The following is a 19,493-nucleotide window of genomic DNA, read 5'->3' on the forward strand; positions in this document are numbered from 1 at the left end:
CCGACTGGATCACGTGAGCAGCATCGACATACTGGAGGCCATGTTCGACCTCGAAGTGTCAGACCCCTGCACGAACGACGAGATCGTCTGCGACTACGTGCACCGCGTCACCGGCAGCGACACCGCGGCCTTCGTCGCCGACACGATCGTCGGCGTCCCCCTGGCGCTGCTCGGTCTCCTGCTCCTCGGTCTCGTGATCCGCTGGGTGCTGCACCGCCTGGTCGACCGGCTGGTGAAGCGTGCCGAAGGCGGCGTGCTGCCGGAGCGGGTGGGCCGGATGTCGCTGGGGTCGCTCGGGATGAAGCGAGCGAGCACCCCCCGCGACATGGCTGCTGCGACCCGACGGGTCCAGCGCGCCCAGACCATGGGGTCGCTGCTCAAGAGCATCGTCACCGGAGTGCTCGTCGCCGTCTTCGGCACCATGATGCTGGCCGAGATCGGCGTCAACGTCGGACCCATCATCGCCAGCGCCGGCATCGTCGGCATCGCCCTGGGCTTCGGCGCGCAGAGCCTGGTCAGCGACTTCCTCTCCGGCATCTTCATGATCTTCGAGGATCAGTACGGCGTGGGCGACGTCGTCGACCTCGGGGAGGCGATCGGCACCGTCGAGGCGGTCAGCCTGCGCGTGACCCGCGTCCGCGACGTCAACGGCACCGTCTGGTACGTCCGCAACGGCGAGATCATGCGGGTCGGCAACATGAGCCAGAACTGGGCCCGGACGGTCCTCGACGTCACGGTGGGCTACCACGAGGACCTGGCGCGGGTGAAGCGCGTGCTGCAGGAGGTGGCCCACGACCTCTGGGAGGACGAGGAGTACAAGGGCCTCGTCATCGAGGAGCCGGAGGTGTGGGGCGTGCAGGACCTGGCGGCCGACGGCGTCGCGGTCCGGGTCACGCTCAAGACCGCGCCACTGGAGCAGTGGGCCGTCGCGCGCGAGATGCGGCAGCGGATCAAGGCGCGCTTCGACCACGAGGGCATCGAGATCCCGTTCCCCCAGCGCGTGGTCTGGCACCGGGACACCGAGAGCGCGCCGGGCGAGCCCACCGACCCGACCACGGCCGACCGCGCCTGACGGCGGGCTCCTAGGGGACCGCGGGCTCGCCCGTGGCGGCCTCGCACAGCCAGCCGGCGAACAGCTCGTCGGTCAGGAACCTCGTCATGGGGGCGTCGTCGTACTCCGTGGTCCGCCCGTCGACGGTGACACGACCGGAGAAGCTCGCGGGCTCGAAGTCGGGCTCGACGAGCGTTCCCACCGCCCGGAAGACGGAGGCGCCGCGACGCGGTCGCACGTCCCAGAGGACCCCCCGCGACGTCTGGGTGACGGTGTCGAGGTCGCCCGGGACGTCGAAGTCGTACGAGTAGCGGACCCTGGTGCGGATCGTCGCGGTGGCCGGACCCCGCGCGGAGGTGCTCACGGCGTCGACGTCGTGCGTGCGGTTCCGACGCGCGTAGTTGCGGTAGTCGTGGTCGAAGAGCAGGCGCTGGTGGCGGTGCTCGGTGCGGCGGCCCCACAACGGGACCGCGCAGGGCCACGACGCGGGCTCCCAGGCGCTCGCCTCCTTCAGCTCTCCCGTACAGACGGGTCCGGTGCGACGCTCCGTGCAGGTCCAGGGCTCGAAGCGCTCGTGCAGCGGCGGCACGAGCTTCGCCTGGTCCACGGCGGTGCCGTCCGGCTTCTCGGCAGCCGGTGCGGCGGCGGGTGTGCCCTGGCAGGACGTCAGCAGCAGCAGTGCCGTGAGTCCCGTCGCCAGCAGCAGGTGAGGTGTCCTCCGGGTTCCCATGGTCGCTCCTGTCATGTCGGTGCTCCTAGACAGGAAGCAGCGGTGGCGCCGGTTGACGTGGCGACCGATCTGATTGCGCAGCCGCTGAGTGATCAGTTCCGGCGCGTCCAGGCGCCTTCCATCACGAGGCGCTCGTCGTCGTCGGGCTCCGCTCGTCGGACGAACCTCAGGGTGACCAGCTCGCCCTCGACGGACACGCGGAAGACGCCGGTGCATCCGGGGCAACCGGGCGCCTCGCTCCGCGTCACGAGTCGTCCCCGCTCGTAGCGCAACGTCCCGAAGTCACCCACCCTCATGGGTTTCCGCGGCCGGGCCTGGCGCAGCGTCCAGTCCTGGCCGCGCACGACCAGCTCGAGCCGAAGCCGACCCTCGGGGCCCAGACGCCTGCTCGCGACGGTGACGTCGATCCCGCGTCGTCGCGCCTCGGCCAGCGTCACGACGCGGACGTAGACACCGTCGGCGATCACGTCCCCGGGTGCGGCGTCGACGTCGTCGCTCCCGCGTGTCGGCCCTGGGTTCACGGGATCGGCGCCGCCGTCGCCGGGTCCCAGCGTCGCCAGCAGCACCAGGCAGGCGACGACCACCGACGCGGCGGCGCTGGTGCGGCCGAGGACCGCGCTCCGCCGCCGGCGCCGGTGGACCCGGTCGAGGTTCCGCTCGACGGCAGGAGCGACCGACCACGCGTTGTCGGCAAGGCCACGTCGGAGTCGTTCGTCAACGGACATCGGGTTCCACCGCCTCTCCCAGTAGCTCCGCCAGCCGGATCCGGGCCCGGTGCAGGTGCTGCTTCACCGTGGACTCGGACACCTGCAGGATCAGCGCGATCTCCTGCACCGGGCGGTCGTCCCAGTAGTAGAGGACGACCGCCGCCCGTTGCCGGGGCGCCAACGACGCGACGGCACGGGCGACGTCGGGGTCGGGCAACACCGCGTCGATCCCGTGGACCGACCGCGACTCCTTCTCGCGGCGCCGCGACTCCCGCCGCGCGTCCTGGACCGCCAGCCGGATCGCCACGCGACGCACCCACGCGTCCGGGCGCTCGTACTGGGAGACCGTGCGCCACTTGCGCGCCATCTGCAGAAACGCGTCCTGCGTCAGCTCCTCGGCGCGAGCCCAGTCGCGGACGATCAGGAAGACGGTCCGCTGCAGGCGCGGGAAGGTCGCCCGGAAGTACCAGTCATAGTCCGCCTCGCCCCGCATCGCGCCTCCGTCTCACTGTCGTACAGGATGCAGGACGGCTCCGGGTTGACACGGCGCAGCGCGAATCTTCCTGACGCCGCGCCGGTCGGGGCAGGTCGGGCTCAGGCCAGCGACGCCTCCAGCGTGATCGTGGTGCCGGTGAGCGCCTTGCTGACCGGGCAGTTGGCCTTGGCGCCCTCGGCGAGCTCGGTGAACTTCTCCTCGTCGATGCCCTCGACCGTCCCCCGCACCCGGAGGGTGATGCCGGTGATGCCGGGTCCCGGGGTGAACTCCACCTCGGCCGTGGTGTCGAGCGCGGACGCCGGGGTGTCGTTGTCGGCGAGCGCCTTGGAGAGCGCCATCGAGAAGCACGACGAGTGCGCCGCGGCGATGAGCTCCTCCGGGCTGGTCTTGCCGCCCGGCTCCTCGGCGCGCGCCGGCCAGCTCACGTCGTAGGTGCCGAGTCCCGACGACTCGAGGGTGACCTTGCCGGCACCCTCGAACAGGGTGCCTTCCCAGTGCGTCGACGCGGTGCGGGTCGTGGGCATGCTGCCGTCCTCCTGTGGGTGGTCTGGTGTGCAGCGCGAGTCTTGCACGCCCCCCGTCCGGACTCCGTGGACGGACTTTGCAGAATGGACCGGTGACCACGTTCTACGAGGAGATCGGCGGCTTCGAGACGTTCCGCCGGATCGTCGCGAGGTTCTACGAGGGCGTGGCGACCGACGACGTGCTGCGACCGCTCTACCCGGAGGAGGACCTCGGGCCGGCCGAGGAGCGGTTCCTGCTCTTCCTGGTGCAGTACTGGGGCGGGCCGACGACGTACTCGGACACCCGGGGCCACCCGCGGCTGCGGATGCGGCACGCGCCGTTCGCGGTGACTCCGGCGGCGAAGGAGCGGTGGCTGGTCCACTTCCGGGCCGGCCTCGACGAGGTGGAGCTGTCGCCCGAGCAGGACGCGCGGTTCTGGGACTACGTCACCCACGCCGCGCAGTTCATGGTCAACTCGTTCGAGTAGCCGCCGCCACCCGTTCCCGGTAGGCCGCCGGCGGCGGGGTGGGGCGGCCGGTCGCCGGGTCGACGAAGACCACGACCACCCGGGCCCGCGACAGCACCGTGTCGCCGTCGCAGATCTCCGACTCGATGGTTGTCGAGGTCCGGCCGAGGCGCGATACCCACGACCACGCCTCGTACGGCTGGTCGCGGAAGAGGATCGGGACGCGGTAGTCCACGTCGGTCTGCGCGACCACCACCGAGGCCCCCGGGTCCTCCGGCAGCCCCTCGCCCAGCCGCGCCATCAGCAGCAGCCGCGCCTCCTGGAAGTACTCGAAGTACTTCACGTTGTTGACGTGTCCGTAGACGTCGACGTCGGAGAACCTGACGTGGACCCGGTAGGCACCGGGGTCCTCCCGGACCGGCGTCGGCGTCGCCGCGGTCCGCACCGGCTCACCGGGCTCGAGGTAGGCCGTGAGCGTCTCCTTCTCCTCCGCCGTGAGCCTCCGGGGCCGCTCGGTCTCGAAGACGTAGGGGGTGAGCAACGTGCTGGCCCGGGCGTGCACCTGACGCTCTCCGTCGGTCTCGGAGAACACCTCGTAGGCGAGGGTGAACGACGCCGCCCTGACCTCGGTCACCCAGACCTCGATGTGCACCGGGCGGAACCGGAAGGTCAGCGGGGAGACGAACTGCACCTCGTGCCGCACCACCACCACGCCTTCGGCCAGACCGCCCTGCGGACGGGCGGACGGGCCGTGGTGGCGCAGCAGGTCGACCCGGGCCTCCTGCAGGTAGTCCACGTAGACGACGTTGTTGACGTGTCCCAGCAGGTCCAGGTCGGCCCAGCGCATGGGGCACTCGTAGACGTGGCGCACGGGAGCGATGCTGCCAGAGGCGTCGCCGGACCCCGGGCAGCGGACCGGGCCCTCCGGGGGCGCGACGGCAGACCCGAGGCGGGCCGCCGGCACCACAGCCACCAACTACGCTGGGCACACACCGTCGTCACAGATCGGAGCCGTCATGCCCGAAGCCGTCATCGTGTCCGCCGCCCGCACGCCCATCGGCCGAGCCAACAAGGGCTCGCTGAAGGACATGCGCCCCGATGACCTGGCGGCCTTCGCGATCCGGACGGCGCTGGAGAAGGTCCCCGCCCTCGACCCCCACGACGTCGACGACGTCTACCTCGGATGTGGCCTGCCGGGTGGGGAGTCGGGCTTCAACATGGCGCGCGTCGTCAACGTGCTCAACGGCATGGACGACGTCCCGGGTGCCACCCTCACCCGCTACTGCGCCTCCTCGGTGCAGACCACCCGGATGGCCTTCCACGCCATCCGCGCGGGCGAAGGCGACGTGTTCGTCTCGGCCGGTGTGGAGACGGTCTCCCGCTACGCGAAGGGGACCTCGGACCACTGGCCGGACACCCGGAACCCGGTGTTCGCCGACGCCGTGGCCCGCACGGAGCAGGCAGCCCAGGGCGGCCAGCAGTGGCACGACCCCCGTCAGGACGACACGATCCCCGACATCTACATCGCCATGGGGCAGACGGCCGAGAACGTCGCCCAGCTGCGCGGCCTGAGCCGCCAGGAGCTCGACGAGTTCGGCGTGCGCTCGCAGAACCTCGCGGAGAAGGCGATCGTCGACGGCTTCTGGGAGCGGGAGATCAGCCCGGTCACCACCCCTGACGGCACGGTGGTCTCCGCCGACGACGGACCGCGCGCCGGGGTCACCCTGGAGGCGGTCTCGCAGCTCGACCCGGTGTTCCGACCCGATGGTGTGGTCACGGCAGGAAACTGCTGCGCGCTCAACGACGGGGCAGCGGCCGTGGTGGTCATGTCCGACACCCGCGCCGCCGAGCTCGGCCTCACTCCCCTGGCTCGCATCGTCGCCACGGGCGTCAGCGCCCTGTCCCCGGAGATCATGGGCCTCGGGCCGGTCGAGGCGACCCGGCGGGCGCTCGCCAACGCGGGGATGAGCATCGTCGACATCGACCTGGTCGAGATCAACGAGGCCTTCGCAGCGCAGGTGGTGCCGTCGTACCAGGACCTCGGCATCGACATCGACCGCCTCAACGTCAACGGCGGTGCCATCGCGGTGGGCCACCCCTTCGGCATGACGGGCGCCCGCCTCCAGAACACGATGCTCAACAGCCTCGACTGGCACGACAAGTCCACCGGCCTGGTCACCATGTGCGTCGGCGGAGGCCAGGGCATGGCACTCATCCTCGAGCGGATGTGAGTGGCGTGCGGGCCGTCCCGGACGAGGACCCGTCCGCCGCCGAGACGCAGGTCAGGTGGCTCGACGCCCACCAGCAGCGCGACTGGCGGGCCTTCATCCTCGGCACCACGCTGCTCTTCGACCGGCTCGACGACGACCTGCACCGCAAGCACGGCCTGTCGCTCACCGAGTACGAGATCCTGGTCCGGCTCTCCGAGCGCGACGGGCACCGGATGCGCATGGCACAGCTCGCCGACGCCGTGGCCCACAGCCGCAGCCGCGTCACCCACACCGTGAAGCGGCTGGAGGATGCCGGCTACGTGCACCGCGAGAAGGCTCCGGACGACGGGCGCGGCATCGTCTGCACCCTGACCGACCGCGGGATGCTGCTGCTCGAGAACACCGCCCCCACCCACGTCCGGGGGGTACGCGAGCACCTCGTCGACCTGGTCAGCGCTGAGGACTTCGCGGCCCTGGGGCGGGCGATGAACGCCGTGTCCGACCACCTCGTCGCGGCTCACCCCGAGATGGAGATCCGGGACGACCGGGGACCTGTACCCGACACCCGACGCCGCGGATCCCGCGAGGACTGACAGCGCGCCTGGCCCGGCCGTACCCATTTCGATGGTTGTGGAGCCGGCTCGCGGGGCCCTAGCCTTCCTCCACCGCGAGGGAGGGACCGACATGGCCGGACGCAGCAGCAGGGGAGTCGAGTTCGAGCGGGAGGGCGCGGAGTACTTCGCCGAGCGCCAGCTCCAGGGCGGCGTCGCCGGGTGGGTCCTCCTCGCCGGCCTGGGTGTCGCCTACGTCATCTCCGGCGACTTCTCCGGGTGGCAGTTCGGCCTGGCCGAGGGCGGATGGGGCGGTCTCATGATCGCCACCATCGCGATGGGCGTCATGTACCTGTTCATGGTGCTGGGACTCGCTGAGCTGTCGTCCACCATCTCCACCGCCGGCGGCGGCTACGGGTTCGCCCGGCGCGCCCTCGGGCCCTGGGGCGGATTCCTCACCGGCACCGCGATCCTGGTCGAGTACGCCATCGCGCCCGCCGCGATCGCCAACTTCATCGGGGCCTACGTCGACTCCCTCTTCGGTATCAGCGGACCCGTCGTGTTCCTGGTGTGCTACGTGGTCTTCGTCGGCCTCCACCTCTACGGCGTCGGCGAGGCGCTCAAGCTGATGTTCGTCATCACCGCCATCGCCGTCGTCGCCCTGGTCGTCTTCGTGGTCACCGCGGCCCTGCAGTTCGACGCGGCCAACCTCACCGACATCGCCGCCACCGACGCGGCAGGAGCCAGCTCGTTCCTGCCGTTCGGCTACGTGGGCATCTGGGCCGCGCTCCCCTACGCGATGTGGTTCTTCCTCGCCGTCGAGGGGGTCCCGCTCGCCGCGGAGGAGACCAAGGACCCGGCCCGCTCGATGCCGCGCGGCATCATCGCCGCGATGCTGGTGCTGCTGGGCTTCGCGGCCTGCATCCTGCTCGTCGGACCCGGTGCGTCAGGCTCCGACGCGATCAAGGACTCCGGCAACCCGCTGGTCGACAGCCTCGAGCTCGCCTACGGCGGGTCGACGGCCGTCAGCACGTTCGTCAACGTCGTCGGCCTGCTCGGCCTGATCGCGAGCTTCTTCTCGATCATCTACGCCTACTCCCGCCAGACCTTCGCGCTGTCCCGGGCGGGCTACCTGCCCAAGGTGCTCTCCAAGACCGGCGCCCGCAAGACGCCCTACCTCGCGCTCATCGTCCCCGGCATCGTCGGGTTCGTCATGGCGGTGCTCAACCAGGGCGACCTGCTGATCCTCGTCGCCGTCTTCGGCGCCACGATCTCCTACGTGCTCATGATGCTGTCGCACATCGTGCTCCGCGTCCGCGAGCCCGACCTCGAGCGGCCCTACCGGACGCCGGGAGGTGTCGTGACCACCGGGATCGCCCTGGCACTGGCCTGCGTGGCGGTGATCGCCGGGTTCATCGTCGAGCCGCGCGCCGTCCTCATCACCGCGCTGGTCTACGTGCTGGGCATCGCCTACTTCGGGATCTACAGCCGCCACCACATCGTCCAGGGAGCTCCCGAGGAGGAGTTCGCCGCCATCGAGGAAGCCGAGAAGGGACTGCACTGAGCGTGGGCAACCACATCACGGAAGGGACCGAGCAGCCGGTCAACGACCGCATGCTGACGCTGGACCGGCTACGCCACGAGATCGCGAACGGGACCGTCGACACCGTGATCCTGGCGTTCACCGACATGCAGGGCCGACTGCAGGGGAAGCGGCTGCACGCGCAGTACTTCCTCGACGTCGCGCTGAGCGCGGGAACCGAGGGGTGCAACTACCTGCTCGCGGTCGACGTGGACATGAACACCGTCGACGGGTATGCGATCTCGTCCTGGGACCGCGGCTACGGCGACATGGAGTTCGTCCCCGACTGGAGCACCCTGCGGCTGCTCACCCACCTCCCCGCGACGGCGATGGTGCAGTGCGACCTCATGTGGCCCGACCACAGTCCCGTGGTCGAGTCCCCCCGAGCGATCCTGCGGGCCCAGGTCGACCGGGCGCGGGAGATGGGCTTCACGGCCCACGCCGGCACCGAGCTGGAGTTCATCGCGTTCGAGGACACCTACGAGGAGGCCTTCGACGCCGGCTACAGCGGCCTGCGGGGCGTCAACCAGTACAACGTCGACTACTCGATCCTGGGCACCACCCGGGCAGAACCGCTGCTGCGTGACATCCGCAACCACATGTACGCCGCCGGCCTCGACGTCGAGGGCGCCAAGGGCGAGTGCAACTTCGGTCAGCACGAGATCGGGTTCCTCTACAACGACGTGGTCGTGACCGCCGACAACCACGCGGTCTACAAGAACGCCGCCAAGGAGATCGCCGCCCAGCACGGCAAGTCGATCACCTTCATGGCCAAGTACGACCAGCGTGAGGGCAACTCCTGCCACATCCACCTGTCCCTGCGGGGGCTCGACGGCGAGCTGGTCTTCTGGGACGAGGAGCAGGACCGGCGTACGCCGCTCTACGACAGCTTCGTCGCCGGCCTGCTCGCCACGGCGCGCGACTTCACCCTGATGTACGCGCCCAACATCAACTCCTACAAGCGCTTCGCGGACGCCTCCTTCGCACCCACCGCGATCGCCTGGGGCCTGGACAACCGGACCTGTGCGGTCCGCCTGGTCGGCTCCGGGAGCTCGGCGCGGCTGGAGAACCGGATCCCGGGCGGCGACGTGAACCCCTACCTGGCCCTGGCGGCGATGCTCGCCGGAGGCCTGCACGGGATCGAGCAGGAGCTCGAGCCGGTGCCGGAGACCGAGGGCAACGCCTACCGCTCCGACGCCGAGCGGGTGCCCCGCACGATGCGGGAGGCCCGGGAGAGCTGGGCGGCGAGCAAGGTGGCACGATCGTGCTTCGGTGACGCGGTGGTGGACCACTACACGAACATGGCCGACGTCGAGCTCCGTGCCTTCGAAGCCGCGGTCACCGACTGGGAGCTGCGACGAGGGTTCGAAAGGCTGTGACATGCCCCCGCACGAGACGCACACGGTCGTCGCCCCGGCGACCGGCCGCCCCCTGACCGAGGTCTCGCTGGCCTCGGTCGACGAGACCGACGCGGCGATCGAGGCCGCCCAGGAGGCCTTCCCCGCCTGGCGGGCGATGGCCCCGGGAGACCGGGCCGCCCTGCTGCGGCGCTTCGCGGCCGTCGTCGACGACCACATCGAGGAGCTGGCCGAGCTCGAGGTCCGCAACGCGGGCCACACGGTCGGCAACGCGCGGTGGGAGGCCGGCAACGTCCGGGACTGCCTCAACTACTACGCCGGCGCTCCCGAGCGGCTCCACGGGCGACAGATCCCCGTGGCCGGCGGGACCGACCTCACCTTCCACGAACCGCTCGGCGTGGTCGGCATCATCGTCCCCTGGAACTTCCCCATGCCGATCCTCGGCTGGGGCATGGCCCCGGCGCTGGCCGCCGGCAACACGGTGGTGGTGAAGCCGGCCGAGCTGACCCCGCTCACGGCGATGCGGATCGCTGAGCTGGCGCGTGAGGCAGGCTTCCCCGAGCACGTCCTCACCGTGCTGCCGGGGCGAGGCCCCGTCGTCGGGGAGCGGTTCGTCACCCACCCGCTGGTGCGGAAGGTGACCTTCACCGGGTCGACCGAGGTCGGCAAGCGGATCATGGCCGGCTGCGCCGAGCAGGTGAAGCGGGTGACCCTCGAGCTCGGCGGCAAGAGCTCCAACATCGTCTTCGCCGACGCCGATCTCGAGGCCGCCGCCGCCTCCGCGCCGTACGCCGTCTTCGACAACGCCGGGCAGGACTGCTGTGCCCGCTCCCGGATCCTCGTCGAGCGGCCCGCGTTCGACCGCTTCCTCACGCTGCTGGAGCCGGCCGTGGCCGGCGTCCAGGTCATCGACCCGGCCGACGACGCCAGCGAGATGGGCCCGCTCATCTCCGCCGACCAGCGTGACCGCGTGCGCCGCTACCTCGACGGTGTCGAGGTGGCCATGACCGGCTCCTGCCCCGACGGCGACGGCTTCTGGATGCCGCCGACGGTCGTGCTCGCCGACGACCCCGGCGCGCCGATCTGGCGCGAGGAGGTCTTCGGTCCGGTGGTGGCCGTGATGCCCTTCGACGACGAGGCACACGCCGTGGAGCTGGCCAACGACACCGAGTACGGCCTGTCGGGCTCCGTCTTCACCCGCGACCTGGGCCGCGGGCTCCGGGTCGCGCGCGCAGTCGAGGCCGGCAACCTCAGCGTCAACTCGCACTCCGCGGTGCGCTACTGGACGCCGTTCGGGGGATACAAGCAGTCCGGTCTCGGCCGGGAGCTCGGTCCGGACGCCCCGCAGGCGTTCACCGAGGAGAAGAACGTCTTCATCGCCCACTGACCCACGAGAGGAAGAACCATGGCAGGACGTCTCGAGGGCAAGACCGCCGTCGTCACGGGCGGCTGCTCGGGCATCGGTCTGGCCACCGTCACCCGCTTCGTCGAGGAGGGCGCGCGGGTCGTCATCGGTGACATCGACGATGAAGCGGGCAAGCGGGTCGTCGACACGCTCGGCGGCGCCGACCACGCGACGTTCGTCCACGTCGACGTGACCGACAAGGAGCAGGTGGACGCCCTGTTCCAGACCGCGAAGGACACCTACGGGTCGGTCGACGTCGCCTTCAACAACGCCGGCATCTCGCCGCCCGACGACGACTCGATCCTCGACACCGACCTCGACGCGTGGCGACGGGTGCAGGAGGTCAACCTCACGAGCGTCTACCTGTGCTGCAAGGCCGCACTCCCCCACATGCTCGAGCAGGGCTCGGGGTCGATCATCAACACCGCTTCGTTCGTGGCGGTCATGGGCGCGGCCACGTCCCAGATCTCCTACTCGGCATCGAAGGGGGGCGTGCTGTCGATGTCGCGGGAGCTGGGCGTGCAGTTCGCCCGGGACGGGATCCGGGTCAACGCCCTGTGCCCGGGACCGGTCAACACCCCGCTGCTCCAGGACCTGTTCGCAGCCGACCCGGAGCGGGCCGCGCGGCGCCTGGTCCACGTCCCCATGGGACGCTTCGGGGAGCCGGAGGAGATGGCCCACGCCGTGGTCTTCCTCGCCTCCGACGAGTCGAGCTTCATCACCGCGAGCACGTTCCTCGTCGACGGCGGGATCTCGGGCGCCTACGTCACCCCGGTGTGAGATGGCCGCGCCGCTGATCGGCCTCACGACCTACCGCGAGCAGGCGGCGTGGGGCGTCTGGGACCAGCCGGCCGACGTGCTGCCCACGCAGTACGCCGACGCGGTGCTGGCGACCGGAGCGGTGCCGGTGCTGCTGCCGCCGGTCGACCAGACCGGGGCCGCCGACCTCGTCGTGGCCCGACTCGACGGGTTGGTGATCAGTGGCGGCGCCGACGTCGACCCGGCGCGCTACGACGCCGCCCCCCATCCCCGGACCGCCGGCTGGCGACCGGACCGTGACGCGTGGGAGCTGGCGCTGCTGGACGCGGCCGCTGCCGTGGAGCTGCCCGTGCTCGGGGTGTGTCGCGGGATGCAGGTGATGGCGGTGCACGCGGGCGGCGAGCTCGACCAGCACACGCCGGACCTCGTGGGCCACGAGCAGCACAGCCCCGGCGGTGACGTCTTCGGCCCCATCGACGTGGCGACCGTCGCCGGCACCCGGGTCGCCGGGCTGCTCGGTGAGCGGCTGACGGTCAGCTGCCACCATCACCAGTCGGTCAGGGCCCACCCCGGCTACACGGCCGCCGCGCACGCCGACGACGGGACGCTGGAGGCGATGGAGCTGCCCGGCGAACGGTTCTGGGTGGCCGTGCAGTGGCACCCCGAGACCTCGGCCGACGTGGGGCTGCTCGCTGGCCTGGTCCGCGCGGCCGCGACGTACGCGACCGCGCGGCAGCCCGTCTGATCAGTCGCGCGTCAGGCGGCGGTGCGTGACCCGGTGGGGCCGCGCGGCCTCGGCGCCGAGCCGCTCGATCTTGTTCTCCTCGTAGGCGGCGAAGTTGCCCTCGAACCAGAACCACTTGGCGGGGTCGTCGTCGTCGCCCTCCCACGCCAAGATGTGGGTGGCGATCCGGTCGAGGAACCACCGGTCGTGGGAGGTGACCACGGCACACCCCGGGAAGTCGAGCAGCGCGTCCTCGAGGGAGGAGAGCGTCTCGACGTCGAGGTCGTTGGTCGGCTCGTCGAGCAGCAGCAGGTTGCCGCCCATCTTCAGCGTCAGCGCCAGGTTGAGCCGGTTGCGCTCACCACCGGACAGCACGCCCGCCTTCTTCTGCTGGTCGGGTCCCTTGAAGCCGAAGGAGGCGACGTAGGCGCGGGAGTTCATCTCGAAGTTGGCGACCTTGATGAAGTCGAGCCCGTCGGAGACGACCTCCCAGACGTTCTGGTTGGGGTCGATGCCACCCCGGCTCTGGTCGACGTAGGAGATCTTGACGGTCTTGCCGACCTCGAGCCGGCCACCGTCGGGCTCCTCCTGCCCGGTGATCATCCGGAACAGGGTGGTCTTGCCGACACCGTTGGGGCCGATGACGCCCACGATGCCGGCCCGCGGCAGCGTGAACGACAGGTCGTGCATCAGCGCGCGGTCGTCGAACCCCTTGGTGAGGCCCTCCGCCTCGAGCACCACGTCACCGAGCCGCGGACCGGAGGGGATGTTGATCTCGGAGGTGTCGATCTTGCGCATCCGGTCGGCCTCGGCCGCCATCTCCTCGTAGCGCGCCAGCCGGGATTTGCTCTTGGCCTGGCGGGCCTTGGGGTTGGAGCGGACCCACTCCAGCTCCTTCTCGAGCATCTTGGCGCGCTTGGCGTCCTTCTGGCCCTCGATCTTGAGGCGGTCCTTCTTGGTCTCCAGGTAGGTGGAGTAGTTGCCCTCGTAGGGGTGGGTCTTGCCGCGGTCGAGCTCGAGAATCCAGCCGGCGACGTTGTCGAGGAAGTACCGGTCGTGGGTCACGGCCAGGACGGCGCCGGGATAGTTGGCCAGGTGGCCCTCCAGCCACTGCACCGACTCGGCGTCGAGGTGGTTGGTGGGCTCGTCGAGGAGCAGCAGGTCGGGCTGCTGCAGCAGCAGCTTGCAGAGGGCGACCCGGCGGCGCTCGCCACCGGACAGGTTGTCGACCAGCGCCTCCGGCGGCGGGCAGCGCAGGGCGTCCATCGCCTGGTCGAGCCGGCTGTCGAGGTCCCAGGCACCGGCGTGGTCGAGGTCGGTCTGGAGGTCGCCCATCTCCGCGAGCAGGGCGTCGTAGTCGGCGTCGGGGTCGGCCAGCTCCTCCGAGACCTTGTTGAAGCGGTCGAGCTTGCGCTTGATCTCGCCGACGGCCTCCTCGACGTTCTCCTGCACCGTCTTGCCCTCGGTCAGCGGCGGCTCCTGCTGGAGCATCCCCACCGTCGCCTCCGGGTCCAGGATGGCGTCGCCGTTGCTGGGGTGGTCGAGCCCCGCCATGATCTTGAGCAGGGTCGACTTGCCGGTGCCGTTGGGGCCGACGACGCCGATCTTGGCGCCGTGGAGGAACGAGAGGGTGACGTTGTCGAGGACGACCTTGTCGCCGTGGGCCTTGCGCACGTTGCGCAGGGTGAACACATAGTCAGCCATGGTGCCCGAGCCTACGGGCCGGGGCGCGGGTGCTCCCAATCCGCTCTCAGGCGACCCACCCCGTGACGAGCCCGTCGGATGCCGGCGCTCCGTCGGCCGGCCGACCGTCGGCGGCCTCCGCCGGCTGCGCCGACGTGGCTGCGGCGCGGGTCGCCTTCTCGAACCGGGTGCGGCCCCGGTTGAGGTCGTGCCCCACGAAGACGGCGTCCACCTCGAGCGAGGTGACCTCGACGCCGTCGCCGTTGACCCACGTGGACTGGGTGAGCCGACCGTGCACGACGACCGGGTCGCCGGAGGTCAGGGAGGCGGCGCAGTGCTCCCCCAGCGCGCGCCACGCGTTGACGGTGTACCACTGGGTCGGCCCGTCGGACCACTCTCCGCTGCCGCGGTGGAACCGGCGCGGGGTGCTGGCGACCCGGAACCACGCGACCGTCGCCTCCCCCGCCTGACGGGTGCGGACCTCGCCGCCCAGGTAGCCCTGGAAGGTGACCATGGACTCGTTCATCGTGCCTCCTCAATGGGGGGCCGGTCGGGCGACCGGACCCGCACCCACCCTCGGTGAGCCCCCGGACAGCGGCAGCGGACGACGGCCCTGCCGGTGGAGGAGGCGTCGGGTCCGGCAGATGTGGACGTCTTGTGGCGGTCCTCGGTCAGCGGAGGGCCCGGTCGAGGCCGTCGCGGACCTCGCGATAGGCACCGAGCTCGTCCTCCACCGGACCGACGACGAGCTCCTGCGCGACGTCGTGGATCGCGCGGCGCAGCCGCTGGTCGGCACGACGCGCCCGGCGGCGCGCAGTGAGCCGGACCAGCACCCGGGACCCCAGGGCGAGCAGCACGCCCAGGCCGACCCCGCCGAGCAGCAGCAGGGTCGGGACCGGGAGGCCACGCCAGTCCGGCGTTGCCGGCTCGGGGAGCTGCAGGTAGCCCATGACCGCCAGGGCGGCCAGCCAGGCCGCGCCACCCAGCGCGGCGACGACCAGCAGCCACTGGGCTGCCCGGACGACCCCGGCCCAGGCCGGGATCTGCGCAGCGCCGAGGTCGGTACCGCCGACCGCCCGGTCGAGTCCGTCGCCGAGGTCATCCAGCCGCGCGGTCGACGCCCGGCGTACGGCGGTCGCGAAGGGCCGCGCGAGGCCGGTCGAGACCTCGTCGGCGAGGGCGCGCACCTCGGTGTCGACCCGTGCCCGCTGGACCTCGGTGGGTTGCGGTACCGAGGTCCGGGCGCGGCCGGTCAGCTGCTTGCCGGCGGCCCCCAGGTCGAGGTGGAGACGCTTGAGGGGGTCGGGTCGCAACCGGCCGAGCCAGGAGACGACCGGCCAGCCGGTGGCGCGGTTGGCCCGGACCCGGGTCGACTGCTCCACCGCGTCGACGACGGTCGGGACACCGGCGGCGTCGGCGAAGGCGTCCTCCAGCGCCGCCACCCGCTCCGGGGGCAGCCCGGACACCTCGGCACGGCCGGTCGCCTCGTCGAGCCGCTCCGCGGCAGCCCGCACGTCGGCGGCGATCCGGGTGCGGGTCGACTTCTTGGCGGCGACCCGGCCCGCGATCTCCTTCTTCAGCTCCGCGATCCCCTCGCGCTCCCGCGCGCTGACCCCGAAGACCGGCACGCCCTCGAGGCCGTCCTGGTCGAGCAGGCGCCGGACGTCGCCGAGCATCTGCTCACGCCCCGCGGGCGGCACCCTGTCGAGGTGGTTGAGCACGACGACCATGACGTCACGGTGAGGGGCCATCGGCGCGAGGTAGCGGTCGTGGAGGGCGGCGTCGGCGTACTTCTGGGGGTCGAGGACCCAGACCATGATGTCGGCGAGCCGGACCAACCGGTCCACCTCGAGGTGGTGCGAGACCTCGGTGGAGTCGTGGTCGGGGAGGTCGAGCAGGACGACGCCGTCCAGCTGGCGGTCGGCGCGGACCACGTCGAGCATCGAGTCGCGCACGACCCGGTGCCGGGGCGGGATCTCCAGCCAGTCGAGCACCTCGTCGGCCCCGTCGGTGCCCCAGACGCAGGCCGTCGCCCACGAGGTGGTGGGCCGGCGCACGCCGACCGCGGCCAGGTCGAGGCCGATGAGCGCGTTGAAGGTGGAGGACTTGCCCGAGCCGGTGGCGCCGGCGATGGCCACGACCGTGTGGTCGGCGGAGAGGCGGAGGCGTCCGGTGGCGCGGGTGACGACAGCGGCAGCGTCGTCGACCAGCTCGTCGTCGAGTCGGCCGCGCGCGGCCGCGACCGCGGACTCGAGCCCCTCCAGGCGGGCGCCGATGTCAGAGCCCCGGGTGACCAGCTTCCGCGCCCCCTCCAGCAAGGACGTCATGCTCTCCCTCGTGATCTGCCGGTGTGCCGGGGACAGCCTAGGGGGCGGTGGCTGCTCCTTCCGCATCCGACGCCGCCCACCGGAGGTCGTCGACCCGCCGCGCGGCCTCGCGGAGCGTGCCGGGGGCCTCCGCGTCGACGCCCAGCGAGTCGAGCAGGTCGGTCCACCGCCGGCGCTCGGAGCCGAGGAGCTCCTCGGTCCTGCGGGCCAGGTCGCGGCGCGCCCGCTCGGCCAGGGTCCGGACCGCCTGGTCGCCGAAGACCGCCTCCAGCAGCTTCTGGCCGAGCACCGCGGCGCCGCCGGCGACACCGGCCTCGGCGCCGACCAGGGCCCCGCCGGTGTGGGCGAAGACGACGATCATGAGGGCCACGGCGAGGCCGTTGACGCCGTAGGCGAGGAAGCGGGCGGTGCCGCGCTTGTCGGCGCCCTCGGAGCGGACCATCTCGAGCACGTCGTTCTGCCAGTCGCGGACGGCGCGCTCCGCGCGGCGCCGGAAGTCGCGGGAGGCGCGGCCGAGGTCCTCGCCGGCGTCGCGCAGCAGGGCCTGGCCGGGCGCGAGGGTCTGCCACGACGCCTCGGCCCGCTCGGCGGCCGCCTCGGCGTGCTCGAGCAGCAGGGTCTCCAGCCCGGACTCGACGGCGGCCGTCACCTTGGTGGCCTGTTGCGGCCGGCCGCGGACGGCGTTGGTGATCCGGTCGCGCAGCCAGCCCATCCGCTCCTCGAGCGAGCGCAGCAGCTCACCGGTGCCGACGAACTCCTGCCAGCGGGCCAGCACCTCGCCGCGGAGGAGCGTGCCGTCGGCGGTCGCCTCCTGGACCCGCTCGACCGCGTCGGCGTACGCCGCCTCGGCGTCGTCGCGCAGCCGTCGCTCGGCTGCCACCTGCTCGTCCGCCGCGTCGGCGAGGGCGTGGGTGCGACGGGTGAGCGTGCGAACCGCGCCGTCGAGCGTCTGCCGCACCACCAGGCTGCGAGCCTCGGCGTCCGCGGCGAGCGCGTCGAGCCACTCGCGGACCTCGGCGACGGCACCGGCGGGCAGCAGCCCCTCGTCGCTGACGGCCTCCTCGTGGACCGTGAAGAGCGGGGAGTCCTTGAGGCCCCGACTGGCGAGCATCCGCGCGAGGTGGGTCGACACGGTCTCGACCGCGTCGGCGGGTGTGCGGTCGAGGACCACGGCGACCGCGGCAGACCGCTCGGCGGCGCGGCGCAGGAAGTCCCACGGCACCTGGTCGGCGTAGCGGGCGGCCGAGGTCACGAACAGCCACAGGTCGGCGGCGGCAAGCAGCTGGGCGGCGAGGGTGCGGTTCTGCTCCTCGACCGAGTCGATGTCGGGCGCGTCGAGGATCGCGAGACCCTCGGGGACCGCGTCGGAGGGCACCAGCTGCAGCGCGCCGGGGTCGGTGGTCGCCCGGTCGACGCGCTCCAGCTCCGGCAGCAGCTCCGGCCGGCGGAACCACTCGGTGTCGGCGGGGTTGTGCACGAGGACCGGCGAGCGGGTCGTCGGCCGCAGCACGCCCGGCTCGGTGACCCGGGCTCCGACGAGGGAGTTGACCAGGGTCGACTTGCCGGCCCCGGTGGAGCCGCCGACGACGGCGAGCAGCGGCGCGTCCGCGGTGAGGACCCGGGGGATCACGTAGTCCTCGAGCTGGTCCACCAGCTCGGTGCGCGTGGCCCGGTGCTCCTCCGCGGTCGGCAGGTCGAGCGGCAGCCGCACCTCGTGGAGCGCCTCGCGGAGCTGCGCGAGGGCCGTGGCCATCCGCGCCTGGAGGTCGGTCATCGGGTGGGCACCACCTGTCCGGGGAAGGCGACGTACGGGCGGGCGGCGTTGATCCGGTCGACGTGGGCCTGGCCGCGCGCGGCGAACCCGGGCGGCGGCGTACCCCGGAGATAGCGGTGGTGCAGGAAGCCGAGCTCGACCGCGGCCTGCTGGTAGTCGAGCATCGCCCGGTGGGCGGACTCGCCGCCGACCTGGCGGGCGTGCTGACGGCTGGCCCGCCGTGCCCGCAGGTCGACCAGCCACGGGATGTCGGTGGCGGGGATGAAGCCGCGCTGGGCGGCGTCGCCGAGCGCGGCCGTGAGCATGCGTCGCTCGGAGCGCCGGGCCCAGACAGCGAACCCGACGAGGCCGAAGAAGGCCGGGGCCATCAGCACGACGTAGACGCCCGCGAAGCCCGCGAAGCCGAAGAGGGTCGAGCCGTTCCAGAGGCCGTGGGCCAGGACCGCCACGACGTAACCGGCCAGTGGTGCGAGCAGCCGCACGGCGCCGCTGCGCGAACCGACGGCGATGCCGACCCCGATGCCGATGAAGGTGGTGAACAGCGGGTGCGCGAACGGGCTGACCAGGCAGCGGAGGATGAACACGGTGGTGAGGGCCTCGGTCCCGCCCGGACCCATGCCGTCGGTCCCGTTGTAGGCCGCGGCGAGGTAGAGGATGTTCTCGACGAAGGCGAAGCCGATGCCGACCATCCCGGCATAGACGATCCCGTCGAGGATGCCGTCGAGCTCGTGGCGTCGCCACCACAGCAGCAGGACCAGGAACGCGCCCTTGGCGAGCTCCTCGGTGACCGGCGCGACGACCGCCAGCGACTGACGGTCGGTGAAGCCGACGACGATGCCACCGATGCCCTGCACGAGCAGGGCCGCGGCCGTCGCGACGAAACCGCCCCACAGCAGGCCCGACAGGAGGAGCCGACGGGGCTCTGGCTCGTAGCGGTCGAGCCACAGGTAGGCCGCCACCAGCGGCCCGACGGGGAGCGCGGCCAGCACCGTCGCGAGCAGCAGCGACGAGGGCGCGCCGGAGGCTGCGATGACGACCAGCACGGGCAGGGCGCCGAGCAGCACCAGCACCGTCACGAGGACGGTGAAGGCGACGCTGTCACGGCGGGCTCCCGGCATGCGCGCAGCCTAGTCGCCGGGTCGTGGCCCGCCCGATCCGCCGCGTTA

19 protein-coding genes are annotated in these 19,493 nt (G+C 71.9%); 9 read left to right on the forward strand and 10 right to left on the reverse strand.

Annotated features, from left to right (window positions below; translation table 11 throughout):
* The first annotated feature begins 40 nt into the window (after positions 1 to 40).
* The gene (locus K6T13_RS12550; protein ID WP_222894900.1) at positions 41 to 1,072 is read left to right on the forward strand and encodes a mechanosensitive ion channel family protein; all 1,032 of its coding nucleotides are present in this window, start codon (positions 41 to 43) and stop codon (positions 1,070 to 1,072) included.
* A gap of 10 nt (positions 1,073 to 1,082) precedes the next feature.
* Here the strand turns inward: K6T13_RS12550 and K6T13_RS12555 are convergent, their stop codons facing one another.
* The 4 genes from K6T13_RS12555 to K6T13_RS12570 all read right to left on the reverse strand — a co-directional run bounded on the left by K6T13_RS12555 (position 1,083) and on the right by K6T13_RS12570 (position 3,508).
* On the reverse strand, positions 1,083 to 1,796 hold the full coding sequence (locus K6T13_RS12555; RefSeq protein ID WP_222894901.1) for a hypothetical protein: 714 nt from the start codon (positions 1,794 to 1,796) through the stop codon (positions 1,083 to 1,085).
* 77 nt (positions 1,797 to 1,873) lie between these two features.
* Positions 1,874 to 2,506 (reverse strand): hypothetical protein, encoded by a 633-nt coding sequence (locus K6T13_RS12560; RefSeq protein ID WP_222894902.1) that lies wholly within the window; start codon positions 2,504 to 2,506, stop codon positions 1,874 to 1,876.
* On the reverse strand, positions 2,496 to 2,981 hold the full coding sequence (locus K6T13_RS12565; RefSeq protein WP_222894903.1) for an RNA polymerase sigma factor: 486 nt from the start codon (positions 2,979 to 2,981) through the stop codon (positions 2,496 to 2,498). Before K6T13_RS12565 ends, K6T13_RS12560 begins: the two co-directional genes overlap by 11 nt.
* A 101-nt stretch (positions 2,982 to 3,082) precedes the next feature.
* Positions 3,083 to 3,508 carry an OsmC family peroxiredoxin gene (locus K6T13_RS12570; protein ID WP_222894904.1) on the reverse strand — a complete coding sequence of 142 codons (426 nt, stop codon included), beginning with the start codon at positions 3,506 to 3,508 and terminating at the stop codon, positions 3,083 to 3,085.
* A 92-nt stretch (positions 3,509 to 3,600) separates the two neighbouring features.
* Between K6T13_RS12570 and K6T13_RS12575 the strand changes: the two genes are divergently transcribed.
* Entirely contained in the window at positions 3,601 to 3,975 is a 375-nt protein-coding gene (locus K6T13_RS12575) for a globin (protein WP_222894905.1), read from the forward strand.
* On the opposite strand, the gene K6T13_RS12580 is transcribed toward K6T13_RS12575, so the two are convergent.
* Positions 3,959 to 4,825, reverse strand: coding sequence for an acyl-CoA thioesterase (locus K6T13_RS12580; RefSeq protein ID WP_222894906.1), 867 nt, complete (start codon positions 4,823 to 4,825; stop codon positions 3,959 to 3,961). The genes K6T13_RS12575 and K6T13_RS12580 overlap by 17 nt on opposite strands.
* Positions 4,826 to 4,970: 145 nt before the next feature.
* Between K6T13_RS12580 and K6T13_RS12585 the strand changes: the two genes are divergently transcribed.
* The 7 genes from K6T13_RS12585 (at position 4,971) to K6T13_RS12615 (ending at position 12,564) form a co-directional block, all read left to right on the forward strand.
* Complete coding sequence (locus tag K6T13_RS12585) at positions 4,971 to 6,185, forward strand: acetyl-CoA C-acetyltransferase (protein ID WP_222894907.1); 1,215 nt, start codon at positions 4,971 to 4,973, stop codon at positions 6,183 to 6,185.
* Positions 6,186 to 6,190: 5 nt separating this feature from the next.
* The gene (locus K6T13_RS12590) at positions 6,191 to 6,757 is read left to right on the forward strand and encodes a MarR family winged helix-turn-helix transcriptional regulator (protein WP_222894908.1); all 567 of its coding nucleotides are present in this window, start codon (positions 6,191 to 6,193) and stop codon (positions 6,755 to 6,757) included.
* Positions 6,758 to 6,848: 91 nt separating this feature from the next.
* Positions 6,849 to 8,279, forward strand: a complete 1,431-nt coding sequence (gene eat, locus K6T13_RS12595; protein ID WP_222894909.1) for an ethanolamine permease — start codon at positions 6,849 to 6,851, stop codon at positions 8,277 to 8,279.
* Positions 8,280 to 8,281: 2 nt separating this feature from the next.
* A complete protein-coding gene (locus tag K6T13_RS12600) occupies positions 8,282 to 9,676 on the forward strand; it encodes a glutamine synthetase family protein (protein WP_283247924.1) in 1,395 nt (464 codons plus the stop codon).
* Position 9,677: 1 nt separating this feature from the next.
* Positions 9,678 to 11,042 carry an aldehyde dehydrogenase family protein gene (locus K6T13_RS12605; protein WP_222894910.1) on the forward strand — a complete coding sequence of 455 codons (1,365 nt, stop codon included), beginning with the start codon at positions 9,678 to 9,680 and terminating at the stop codon, positions 11,040 to 11,042.
* An 18-nt stretch (positions 11,043 to 11,060) separates the two neighbouring features.
* On the forward strand, positions 11,061 to 11,840 hold the full coding sequence (locus K6T13_RS12610) for a 3-oxoacyl-ACP reductase (RefSeq protein ID WP_222894911.1): 780 nt from the start codon (positions 11,061 to 11,063) through the stop codon (positions 11,838 to 11,840).
* A gap of 1 nt (position 11,841) precedes the next feature.
* On the forward strand, positions 11,842 to 12,564 hold the full coding sequence (locus tag K6T13_RS12615) for a gamma-glutamyl-gamma-aminobutyrate hydrolase family protein (protein WP_222894912.1): 723 nt from the start codon (positions 11,842 to 11,844) through the stop codon (positions 12,562 to 12,564).
* Here K6T13_RS12615 and ettA read toward each other — a convergent pair whose 3' ends face one another.
* The 5 genes from ettA to K6T13_RS12640 form a co-directional block, all read right to left on the reverse strand.
* Positions 12,565 to 14,247 (reverse strand): energy-dependent translational throttle protein EttA, encoded by a 1,683-nt coding sequence (gene ettA / locus K6T13_RS12620; protein ID WP_222894913.1) that lies wholly within the window; start codon positions 14,245 to 14,247, stop codon positions 12,565 to 12,567. It abuts the gene before it with no gap.
* Between the two features lie 46 nt (positions 14,248 to 14,293).
* Positions 14,294 to 14,752 (reverse strand): single-stranded DNA-binding protein, encoded by a 459-nt coding sequence (locus K6T13_RS12625; protein ID WP_222894914.1) that lies wholly within the window; start codon positions 14,750 to 14,752, stop codon positions 14,294 to 14,296.
* A gap of 145 nt (positions 14,753 to 14,897) precedes the next feature.
* Positions 14,898 to 16,553 (reverse strand): GTPase, encoded by a 1,656-nt coding sequence (locus tag K6T13_RS12630; protein ID WP_222894915.1) that lies wholly within the window; start codon positions 16,551 to 16,553, stop codon positions 14,898 to 14,900.
* Between the two features lie 37 nt (positions 16,554 to 16,590).
* Positions 16,591 to 18,327, reverse strand: coding sequence for a dynamin family protein (locus K6T13_RS12635; RefSeq protein ID WP_249423769.1), 1,737 nt, complete (start codon positions 18,325 to 18,327; stop codon positions 16,591 to 16,593).
* Positions 18,324 to 19,445 (reverse strand): PrsW family intramembrane metalloprotease, encoded by a 1,122-nt coding sequence (locus K6T13_RS12640; RefSeq protein WP_222894916.1) that lies wholly within the window; start codon positions 19,443 to 19,445, stop codon positions 18,324 to 18,326. Before K6T13_RS12640 ends, K6T13_RS12635 begins: the two co-directional genes overlap by 4 nt.
* Positions 19,446 to 19,493 lie beyond the last annotated feature (48 nt).

It is taken from the genome of Nocardioides coralli (genome assembly GCF_019880385.1).
Classification (GTDB): Bacteria; Actinomycetota; Actinomycetes; order Propionibacteriales; family Nocardioidaceae; genus Nocardioides; species Nocardioides coralli.